The following is an 11,668-nucleotide window of genomic DNA, read 5'->3' as shown; positions in this document are numbered from 1 at the left end:
ACAAAGGGGGACGGTCCGCACTTCCCCCCGTCCTCTTGCTCCTTATTCTAAATTTATAATTCACTTTCTGCCCTATAAAAATTTGAAATTTAAGGACTCGAGTTCCCAGAACCGGGCGTAAAGAAATCCCAACATGAAACAGGAGACTATTCCAAATCCCCGGCAGCAGAAATAGGTAAATCCCCTACTTCAGTTTATACAAGAATAGCTATCATTACGTTAAGCATACAAGGAATAGGCAGGAGACGTAAAAGCCAGGCATTTGTAATGAAATAAACCTCAACCCGGCAGCAGGAGGCAGTTATGGTGACACTCAGTGCAACAGCAATATTTTGGTTCATAGCCATGGGACTGACAGTCGGATACATTTTCGCATACTTCATAAAGCGAGAAGGGCGTAGCCTCGTCGCGAACCTGACATGGGGAACCGTGGGGGCAGTGGCAGTCGGATCCATCGCCATCGGACTGGGATTCGGGGACGGGCTGCTGTTTTCCTTTGTGGGCAGCCTGTGCGTGCTTTTCATCGCCAACGCGTTTCACCAGCACCACCAGGAAGACCTGCACGGTCACGTGGACCTGGGTATCAGGATCAAAAGGTAGTCCCCGTGTACCGGTTTATGGTTAATCCAAGGATCAATTCACCTAAAGCCCTCTTTAAAGAAAACGGAGATCAACGATGGCAGTAAAAAAAATCGACAAAAAAGAATGGATGGTCTACTTCGATACCTTTTCCAAAAAATTCCTCAAAGACAAGCAACCTGAATATGCTGAAATTCGGGTCATGTCCAATGATATCGGGGTGCAGCAGGAGACCCGCTGGTCGCCGCTAAAGGGGATCAGCTACGATCCCAAGGATGATATTCTGGATATCAATGTAGAGCGGCTGAACCGGATGATCCTGCATCCCAAAGAGATCTACGTGGACCAGGAAGAAGACGGATGGGTAACTTCCATAGAAGTTATCGAGGCCGACGGAACGAAAGATATCATTGAGATACGGTAGCTCCGGCCGGCGCATCGAATAACAGACGGGAAACAGGAGAAGCGCAACGAGAACGCAAATGCGATTAAAGCAAACGAAAGAGACAAGCTATGCCCGAAGAAACACAGGTGCATTACAATAAGCTGCACCTGGAGCACGAAATTGAAAATATCGCCCGGGGACAGCGCGTAACGCTCAAGGCACGACCGCTCCAGCCGATCGCTCCCCTGCTCAAATCATCCAGGGAGACGCTTACCAAAACCTACCGGGCGCTGGCGCGGGCCGCCCGCAAAAATCGTGATCTGTCGGTAGCCGGGGAATGGCTGATTGATAATTTTTATATCATCCAGGAACAGATTGTCCAGTTAAAGGAAGATCTGCCGGTCTCCTACTACAAGAAATTGCCGCGTCTGCAGAGCGGGGAGTACGCTGGATTTGCCAGGATCTATGAGCCGGTATTCAAGCTGGCGGTCCTCAGTGACAATACGATAGACCAGGAAAATGCGAAGACCGTGGTCCAGGCATTTCAGAGGGTGGAAACCCTGAAGCTGGGAGAGCTGTGGGCGGTTCCGATCATGATACGGCTGGCGCTCATTTTGCGCCTCTCCGACCGGGCCGAAGAGCTGCTCCGAATGAGGGCGATAAAGAATCGGGCCGACCAGGAAATAGAGGCGATTCGCGGGGAGGAGACCGAGGAACCCGGCTACCTGCTGCGGAAGCTGGCCTCCCTCTTTGTGGACGGCAGGGATGGCAAGCCCCTGTTGATCGCCCTGGCCCGCCGTCTGCAAAACAGCGGCATGCTTACCGACATGGAACGGGGCTGGTTCGACTATAAGCTTGGCAGGTGGAATACCACTCTTGAAGAGGAGCTTCGCACCGAGGCGCAGGAGACCTCGCGCATGCACCTCAGCATCCAGAATGCGATAAGCTCGTTGCGGGACGTCGCCGAGGCCGACTGGTCTGACTTTGTGGAGGAGAACGCCGTCGTGGAGCGTATCCTGCGGCTGGATCCCTCCGGCTTTTACGGGCAGATGGATTTTCAGACGCGCGACACCTACCGCAAGAAGATCGAAAAGCTGAGCACCCACACTTCACTCTCGGAACAGCAGGTGGCGGAGAAGGTGCTGGAGATGGCCGAAGAACGAAATCGGGAGAACGGGCAAGAGGAGGAAGACCCGGTAGAAAACCATATCGGCTACTACCTGATGGATGAGGGGTACGGTGAGCTCGCCCGGCGCATCGGCTACCGGGCGCCGTTCGATGAGTGGGCGCGGGACTGGGCGAGGCGGCACGCCTCAGCCTATTTTATGATGATCGGTGGTCATTTTTTGGTGCTGCTTGGAATCGCCACCTGGGTGACCGGCTTCCTGCAGGCCCCGCTCTGGCTGCTGCTGCTTACGCTTGCCGCGGCTCTACTGCCCGCCCTGGATATGTCGATCGTCTCAACCCACCGGATTCTCACGCTGCTGCTGCCGCCGCGCATCCTGCCCAAACTGGATATCAAGGGTACCGTGCCGGACGAGTACCGGACCATCGTGGTGGTCCCGACCCTCTTCAGCTCCCCCGAGGATGTGTGCGAGCAGTTTGAATTGCTCGAAATTCGGGCGCTGGCCAATCCCAACAAGGGACTGCAGTACGCCATCCTTTCTGATTTTACCGATGCTCCCCAGGAGAAGATGCCGGGTGATGACGCAATTTTGGAGGCGGCACGCCGGGAGGTCCGTGAGCTTAACGAACGCCACACCGGCAGCCGGTACGGCGACCGTTTTTTCCTGCTGCACCGCCGCCGGTGCTGGAATGAAAAGGAGGATGCGTGGATGGGCTGGGAGCGGAAGCGGGGAAAGCTGGAGGAGTTTAACCGACTGCTGCTGAATCCCGGGGCGGAGTCGACCTATACCCATATCGGGGAAACGTTTGAAGAGTCGATTGCCGGAACGCCTGTGAGGTATGTCATCACCCTGGATGCCGACACGAAGCTGCCGCCCGGCAGTGCCGTCGATATGATTCGCACGGCGGCTCATCCGCTCAACCACGCCCGGCTGGACGAGTCGGGGGAACGGGTCGTCAAGGGATATGGAATCTTCCAGCCGCGGATATCGATCCCCCCGAAGTCGGCCAACAAGACCTGGTTCGCAAAGATCTATTCCGGCAACGTCGGACTCGATCCCTATACCACCGCCGTCTCCGATGTGTATCAGGACCTTTTTGGGGAAGGAGTTTTTACCGGCAAGGGGCTGTATGACGTGGAGGTGTTTGACGAGGTGCTCGGCGGCCGGTTTCCAGATAATAAAGTGCTGTCGCACGACCTGCTGGAGAGCACCTACCTGCGGGCGGCACTGTTGAGCGACATCGAGTTTTTTGACGACTACCCGACCACCTACCTGAGCTATTCGAAGCGGAACCACCGCTGGATAAGGGGCGACTGGCAGATTTTGCAGTGGCTGTTCCGGAAGGTCCCCTCTTCCGGCGAGAGCGGCAAAGACCACAATCCGATCAACGTCGTATCAAAGTGGAAGATTTTTGACAACCTGCGACGCTCTCTCAACCCGGCGGCGCTGCTCCTGTTCCTGCTGCTAGGGTGGACCATCCTGCCGGGAGCGGCCATGGCGTGGACGGCGGCCGTACTCGGGATCATGGCGTTCCCGATCTATTCGAGCTTCTCCACTGAAATCTTCAACCGCCCCCCGCGGGTGGCCTGGAAACTGTACCTTGAGAAGATTCGGGATGACCTGAAAATAAATACGGTGCAGGCGGTCACTACACTGCTGTTTATGCCGCACCAGGCCTACCTGTCGCTGGATGCCGTGCTGCGGACCCTGTGGAGAATGGCGGTCTCCCACAAAAACCTGCTGGAGTGGACCTCCGCCTCGCATGCCGAACAGCAGGCCGGCAGCGGACTGCGGGGCTACTACCTGACCATGATGCCAAACCTGGTGTGGGCCCTGCTGGTGATCGCCGCCGCCTGGTTTTTTAAGCCGACTATACTGCTGCTGGCGGCTCCTTTTGGAGTTGGGTGGCTGCTGGCGCCCCTGCTGGGATGGTATATAAGTAACGACTTTGAACCGGTAAAACGGCAGCTGAGTGCGGCTGACGAGCAGCAGTTGCGCGGCTATCTTCGTCGGACCTGGCACTTTTTTGAGCGGTACGTGACGGCAGAACACTCCTGGCTGCCGCCTGACAACGTGCAGGAGGATCCCTATATAGGAGCAGTGGGGCGGACGTCTCCCACAAATATGGGGCTGGGCCTGGCCGCAACGGTCTCGGCCCTAGGGTTTGGATACCTGAACGTCTCTTCTTTCCTGGACCGGGTCGGCAATACGCTGGGATCGATGAAGATGCTGGATACCTATAACGGTCATTTCTACAACTGGTACAGCACCAGGCTGGGAGAGGTGCTCAACCCACGCTATATCTCGACGGTGGATTCCGGGAACCTGGCTGGTTCGCTGCTGGTACTGAAACAGGCGCTCCTGGATCTGCCCGACAGGCGATGGCCGAATGAGACGTTCTGGCAGGGGCTGAAAGACACGATCGACACGCTCTCCGACCTCACGGAGGAGTGCTGCAGCCATAACAAGGCGGAGAGCGATACATACCAGAAAATAACGAGATTGCTCGGCACGGTTGAACAAGCGCTGGAGAGACCGGTTCCCAGCACCCCGGAGGCCTGGGAAAAGAAGCTGGTGGAGCTCTCCAGGCCCGCACAAAAGCTGCATGGAATGAACCTCGACAGCCTTTCCGACAGGGTAAAGGATATCGAGTTTGATGAGATCCGTGACTGGTTTGGCCGGCCCCTGGTCCAAATTGAAAGCCAGCTCCGGGAGGTCCGTACAGTACGGGCGGCCCTGCAGCAAGAAGGGGATCGCAACCCCGGCCTGTTTGACGACGGGGAACGACCCCTTTTACGGGACCTGGCAGGCGTGGAGCCTGTTGACCGCTGGCTTGAGAGGGCGAATGAGTTGGCCGGTTGGTGCGAGGCTATGGTACGGCAGATGGATTTTGGCATCCTCTACAACAAAAAACGGGGATTGTTCAGTATCGGTTACAACGCAGATCGTGCTGCCAACGACAAGGGGACCTACGACCTTCTTTCCAGCGAGGCGCGGCTGGCCTCCTATATTGCCATCGCCAAGGGGGAGGTGCCGCCCGAGCACTGGTTCCGGTTGAGCCGCCGCCTGACCAGTATCGACCGAAACGAGATTCTTCTCTCCTGGGGAGGCACGATGTTTGAATACCTGATGCCCCTCCTTTTTATGAGCCGGTATGATGACACGCTTCTCAGCCTTACCTATGATAATGTAGTGCGGTGGCAGAAGGAGTATGGAGAAAACCGCGATCGTGGCTACCCGTGGGGCGTCTCCGAAAGTGCCTACGGGCTGCTGAACCTGGAGATGCATTACCAGTACCGGGCATTCGGGGCCCCGGGACTGGGCCTGCGCAGGGGACTTGCAGAGGACTACGTGGTGGCTCCCTACGCCAGTATGCTGGCGCTGATGGTGCGGCCGCGGGAGGCGCTGGATAACCTTGAACTGCTCCGCCAAAAGGGGGCCTACGGGATGAATGGGTTCTATGAGGCAGTTGACTACACCCCCTCGCGCCTGGAGCAGGGAGAGGAGCGGCTGGTAATCAAAATGTATATGGCTCATCACCAGGGCATGGGGATTCTGGCCATCACCAACGCCCTGGACGGCAACGCCATACAGGAGCTTTTTCACCGCGATCCTCTTGTGCAGTCCTGTGAACTGCTGTTGCAGGAGCGCATTCCCAAAGGAGTGCCGATCAAGGAGCCCAGGCCGATCGACGTGGAACTGGAGCCGGGAGAGGAGCAGAAGCTGGAGGCGGCGGTGGACCATGCCGGCCGGGACGCGCTTGGCGACACCACCCCACGCACGCATATCCTCTCCAACGGCAGGCACAGCACGGTTATCACCCATGCCGGCACGGGGTATTCGACGCACCAGGATACCGCCCTGACCCGGTGGAGAGCAGACAGGGTACAGGATCCCTGCGGCTTTTTCTTTTATATCAAGGACCTGGAAACACACAACTTCTGGTCGATGGGACACCAGCCCGTAAGGCGCGAGGCCGACCGGTATGACAGCTGGTTCCACGAGGGAAAGGTCCAGACGGCCCGCGTTGACGAGTGGATCGAATCGTTTATGGAGGTCTGCGTTTCGCCGGATGACGATATTGAGCTCCGTAAAATTACGTTGACCAACTATTCGGACCGGTCCCGCCGGCTGGAGCTGACGAGCTATGCAGAGGTCGTGCTCAACACCCGGCAGGCGGATGAAGCACATCCCGCCTTTTCGAATCTTTTTGTCCAGACCGACCACGTACCTGAACATCACGCCCTCATTGCCAGGCGCCGACCCCGGAGTAAGGAGGAGAATGAGACCTGGCTTGTACACACCCTGGCCAGCGACGATCTCAACAACCTGCCGGAGCCGCTGCAGTATGAGACTGACCGCGGTAAATTTGTGGGGCGGGGACGAAATCTTGCTGAACCGGAGGTGATGGACCCTGGTGCCCGCCTGAGTGGGTCCACCGGGAACGTGCCCGATCCCATCGTGAGCATGCGGCGCGTTATTGAACTGGGTCCCGGGGAGAAAAAAAGCGTCACCTTCGGGCTCGGCAAAGTGGATAGTCACGAAGAAGCGGTATCGATGGCCGACCGTTACGACAACCCCTATGCCACCGATCGGGTGTTTGAGCTGGCTTCCATTTACGGCCGTGTGGAACTCGAACATATCGGGCTGGACGGGCAGCGGGCCCACTATTTTCAAAAGCTGGCCGGGGGACTCCTCTACGGCGAGCCGAGTCTGAGAGCACCGGAGCAGGTCCTCCGCAAAAATCGCAAAACCCAGTCCGGGCTCTGGACCTACGGCATTTCGGGCGATCTGCCGATCCTCGTCTACAGCATCACGGATACCGATTATCTCAAGTATATCGATCAACTCCTGAAGGCACACTCCCTGTGGCGTCTCAAGCAGTTCAAGGTAGACCTGGTTATTATCAACGACCACCCGCCCTCCTACGTGGATGAGCTGCAGCAGGCGATACAGCAGCGCATTCAGTCGTCCGCGGCAAACCAGTGGCAGCATGAACGGGGAGGCGTCTTCCTGCTCCGCGGCGATGACCTGCCGGACCAGGACCGGATACTGCTGGAGAGCGTAGCCGGGGCGGTATTGACCGGGAAACTGGCAAACCTTGATTTTTCGGCCAGCGATCCGGTTGCCGAAAAATCGGGGGTGGAGCAATACCGGCCGGTAGACCTTCAGGGAGAGGAACGTGCCGGGCAGTCTTTGGAACAGGAGCTGCAGTTTTATAACGGGTTCGGAGGGTTTGCAGAGGATGGGAAAACGTACGTTATCACACTGAACGCGGATGAGCAGACTGGCCGCTTGCAGTACCCGCCGGCTCCCTGGATCAACGTCATCGCCAACCCGGAATTTGGATTCATCACCTCCGAGAGAGGCTCCGACTATACTTGGAGCCAAAACAGCCGGGAAAACCGCCTTACCCCGTGGTCAAATGATGCGGTCACCGATCCGTCGGGGGAGGCGATCTATATCAGGGATGAGGAGCACAGGCTATTCTGGAGCCCGACCCCGGGACCGGTGCCGGGCAGCCGGCAGTACACCGTCCGCCACGGGTTCGGGTATACGGCGACGGGCAGCCAGGTGATGAACCTTTCCCAGCAGGTAACAAAGTGGGTTGCCCTGGACGACCCGGTAAAAATCGTGAAGGTGCGGCTGCACAATTCAGACCTGGCAAGGCGGCACCTTTCGATGTTCCGCTACCAGGACTGGGTGCTCGGGGTACAGCGGGAGCAGTCGGCAAAACATGTACTCACCAGAATTGACCGGGAGCTGCAGGCGGTGTTTGCTCAAAATCACTATAACAACGAGTTTGCCGGGCGCGTGGCGTTTGCTGCCCAGTACCTCGGGCAGAGTGCCGATGACAGCTATACCGCGGACCGGGAGGCGTTTATCGGGCGCAACGGCGACTTGTGCAAACCGCTGGCCGTAACGAACCGGGAGCGCCTGCGGGAGAGTGAGGGGATGGCCGGAGACCCCTGCGCAGCCCTGCAATCCACCTTCTTTCTGGAGTCCGGCAGCACTGTCGAGATCTGCTACCTGGTGGGAGAGGCGGAATCGGAAGAGCAGGCCAAAGCGCTGATTAACAAATACCGGGATAAAGCGGTGCTGGAGTCGAGTTTGCAGGAGATCCGCGGATACTGGCAGCAGAAGCTGGACCGAATCCAGGTTCAAACGCCGGTGCCGGAGCTGAATCTGCTGGCCAACGGCTGGCTGCAGTACCAGAATATCGCCTGCCGGATATGGGCGCGCTCCGGCTTCTATCAGTCGGGCGGCGCCTTTGGATTCCGGGATCAGCTGCAGGATTCCGGCGCGGCCCTCTACCTGGATCCGGAGTTGACGCGCAACCAAATTTTGCTGCATGCCGCCCACCAGTTTGTCGAGGGGGATGTGCTGCACTGGTGGCACCCGCCCACCGACCGCGGTATTCGGTCCCGTATCACCGATGACCTGCTGTGGCTGCCCTTTATCACAGCCCTCTATCTCCAAAGAACCGGTGATCGATCCATCCTTGAGGAGGAGGTACCGTTTCTTAAAGCGCGGGGGCTCGAAGAGGGTGAGGATGAAGCCTACCTGGTGCCGGAATCGTCGGGAAGCACCGGCAGTCTGTATGAGCACTGCTGCCGTGCAGTCGATCGGTCGCTGACAACCGGTAAAAACGGGCTTCCCCTGATCGGTACCGGTGACTGGAACGACGGGATGAACCGCGTTGGTGAAGAGGGCAGGGGAGAGAGCGTGTGGCTGGGATTTTTTCTCTATAAAATTTTGGGTGATTTTATACCCGTCACCAGGATGATGAAAGATCGCGATCGCACGGAACGGTACCGTTCCTACCGGCGAGAGTTGAAGACCAACCTCAACACCAACGGGTGGGACGGGGAGTGGTACCGGCGCGCTTTTTATGATGACGGGACACCATTGGGCTCCTCTGAAAATGAGGAGTGCAGGATCGATGCCATTGCCCAGGCGTGGTCGGTGATATCTGGAGCAGCGCCCGGAACGCAGGCTGAACAGGCGATCGATGCGGCAGATCGGCTGCTGGTCTCCCAACAGGAGGGAATCATCCGGCTGCTGACTCCGCCGTTCGACAAGACGAGCCGGGATCCGGGATATATCAAGGGCTATATCCCCGGAGTGAGGGAAAATGGCGGCCAATATACGCACGGGGCGCTCTGGCTGATCAGGGCGATGGCGGAGCTGGGCCGGGGAGAGCGGGCGGTGGAACTGCTGCGGATGCTGACGCCGGTGCGGCACGCCTCATCCAATGAGCTGGCCAGGCGTTATAAAGTGGAACCGTTTGCGGTTGCAGCGGATATCTACGGCGAGCCGCCACTTACGGGGATGGGCGGTTGGACCTGGTATACCGGGTCGGCGGGATGGATGTACCGGGTACTGGTGGAATCGATACTTGGAATCGATATCCGTGATGGCAACAGGGTGAGGATCGTTCCCCGAATTTCATCCGGGTGGAGGGAGTATTCGGTTCGAATTAGAGAGCTGGATGGAGAAACATGTTACCGGGTTCATGTCCTGAATAAAAAAGGCCTCGAAAAGGGTAACATTGTCGGCAGCGTGGACGGCGCTCCGGGGGAGCCGCCGTCAGACTCTTTCTCCTTCCGAATGCGGAAGGATGGAAAGAACCACGAAGTGAAGCTTAAAATTATTCCGGGTGATCGGGATTCCTGAGCCGACAGGTCCGCCGATGGAGGCAGGGGATAAAGTGAAAAAAGAAAGGGCGCAGCGTACTGCCATCTCCGCCCCATTGAAGACCGGAAAAGACTGATTTATATTTTTATCCCCTCCTTCGTCAAGCTGAAACTTTTCCGGTCTCGGAATGTTGCTGTAGCTCGTTAATATGACCTTCCCCTTCGATACGTTCGAAATTCCTTATGTTTCATTACTCATTCCCCCTGCCCCCCCTTCGAACCTCACTACTCGCTTTTCAATCATAACTGCCACAAGGGGGAAAAATCAGCGTTCTTCATCTCGGCACACCTTCGAAATTCTGTATTCTTCAATCTACATTCATAATTCCCTACTCCTCACCAACAGCTGTAGTGAAAAAACTTACATCCATGCACAATTTTTATACTACAGAAGATCTGTTCCGGATTACATAGATTTAAACGAAGTATTCGGGAGAAGTTAAATCTCCCTGCTGCAGGTGTCTGATGAATCGCCTCCCTGCAGCCATGAATTACCACAGGCAATTTAAAAAAAGGATTGAGTACGCCAACCACGTGGCAGGAGCTGTCTGAAGAAAATCGATCAGGGGAGAACAAAAATCTTAAAAGCAAAGAGGATACCAAAATGAAGACTCTTTTACTGATCGATAGCGACCTGATCGCCCGTCGTGCTATCGCCAAGATACTGCGCGAACAGTCCGAATACCGATTGATTATCAGTGGGGACCCCGGTAGTGCCGTTCAGGATATCTCCCACGCAGCCCCGGACCTGCTTCTGTTGGGTGTCAAGCCGACGGAGGTAGAGGAGATCGCCCTGCTAAGCACCATTAAGATACGCTTTCCGGATCTGCCGGTTGTTATTTTGAGCGAGCGCTCGGAACCGGGTGCAGCGCTCGCCATAGCTGCGCTTAGACTGGGGGCCATTGATGTGATAACCAAGCCGGCGGATTGTAATTCCATGCTTTTTGCCGATCGCCATCTGGCCAAGCGGCTGCTTCCTATTGTCAAAACATCGCTAAAGGCGAAAGGCAGAAAAAAACGGCCATTGCCGGCCCCGGCGGAGGAGCAAAGGCAGGGAGATCTTCAATCAGTCTGGCCGCTGAATCTAATTGTCGTGGGAGGGTGCACCGGGGGACCGCCCGCCCTTTTCAGGCTGATAGAAACATTGCCTGAAAATTTCGCTGTTCCCGTCGTCGTGGTACAGCATTTTCCAAGATACTATACGAAAGTGCTCGCACACCGGCTCGACGAGCTGTCTGCGCTCAAAATTCGAGAAGCTCAAAACGGGGTTCCGTTAAAAGCGGGAACGATATGGATCGCTCCGGGCGGGTACCATACCGAGGTGTTCCGCACCGGCAACGAGACCCAGCTAAAAGTGCATCGGGGTCCACGTGAAAATGGGGTCCGTCCCTCCATCGACCTGCTGTTTCGGTCCGCAGCCCGGTTGTACGGACCCGGGGCTTTGGGGGTTATCCTTAGCGGCTACGGCACTGATGGTATTGCGGGAGCGGGGGCTGTCAGGCAGGCCGGGGGACATGTGCTGGTCCAGGATCACCGTTCTGCCCTCGTGGGGGATCTTCCGCTGGCCGTCATAAAAAAGAGATATTGTGATGCCGTGATTCCGGTTGAACAGATGCTCCGGCAGTTTGTTTTGCGGGATGAGGGCGCCATCCGCACCCTGAATAGTTCCGATTCGGTTGAGGAAAAGGCGATGCCGGTAAAGTCAATACCTGCCCGAAATATCGACCGGCACCTGTTCAGTACGTTGAATTAGGGCCTGTGACACTACCTGTATGCACTGTGCAGGTAGTATTTGAGAATCTTCAATGATTCGTCGGGTAAAAGGTTTTGCCGTCCGACGGATGATGGGCTCCCTTTTCAATTATTTATTAAGACCTTTG

Annotated in this window: 4 protein-coding genes; all 4 read left to right on the top strand. The window is 56.7% G+C overall.

Annotated features, from left to right (window positions below; translation table 11 throughout):
* The first annotated feature begins 345 nt into the window (after window positions 1-345).
* The 4 genes from ACG2E4_RS09930 to ACG2E4_RS09915 all read left to right on the top strand — a co-directional run bounded on the left by ACG2E4_RS09930 (window position 346) and on the right by ACG2E4_RS09915 (window position 11,541).
* Window positions 346-600, top strand: coding sequence for a hypothetical protein (locus ACG2E4_RS09930; protein WP_395261305.1), 255 nt, complete (start codon window positions 346-348; stop codon window positions 598-600).
* A gap of 76 nt (window positions 601-676) precedes the next feature.
* Entirely contained in the window at window positions 677-1,003 is a 327-nt protein-coding gene (locus ACG2E4_RS09925; RefSeq protein ID WP_395261304.1) for a DUF5335 family protein, read from the top strand.
* A gap of 89 nt (window positions 1,004-1,092) precedes the next feature.
* Window positions 1,093-9,768 carry a GH36-type glycosyl hydrolase domain-containing protein gene (locus ACG2E4_RS09920; protein WP_395276442.1) on the top strand — a complete coding sequence of 2,892 codons (8,676 nt, stop codon included), beginning with the start codon at window positions 1,093-1,095 and terminating at the stop codon, window positions 9,766-9,768.
* Between the two features lie 624 nt (window positions 9,769-10,392).
* Complete coding sequence (locus ACG2E4_RS09915) at window positions 10,393-11,541, top strand: chemotaxis protein CheB (protein ID WP_395261302.1); 1,149 nt, start codon at window positions 10,393-10,395, stop codon at window positions 11,539-11,541.
* Window positions 11,542-11,668 lie beyond the last annotated feature (127 nt).

The organism is Halalkalibaculum sp. DA384, from assembly GCF_043951955.1.
Classification (GTDB): Bacteria; Bacteroidota; Rhodothermia; order Balneolales; family Balneolaceae; genus JAMQKA01.
This window is presented reverse-complemented; position numbering and strand designations above follow the sequence as displayed.

Bases quoted from the DNA above. Each gene is read 5' to 3' on its own strand.
- ACG2E4_RS09930 (WP_395261305.1), top strand. From the start codon at position 346: ATGGGACTGACAGTCGGATACATTTTCGCATACTTCATAAAGCGAGAA.
- ACG2E4_RS09925 (WP_395261304.1), top strand. From the start codon at position 677: ATGGCAGTAAAAAAAATCGACAAAAAAGAATGGATGGTCTACTTCGAT.
- ACG2E4_RS09920 (WP_395276442.1), top strand. From the start codon at position 1,093: ATGCCCGAAGAAACACAGGTGCATTACAATAAGCTGCACCTGGAGCAC.
- ACG2E4_RS09915 (WP_395261302.1), top strand. From the start codon at position 10,393: ATGAAGACTCTTTTACTGATCGATAGCGACCTGATCGCCCGTCGTGCT.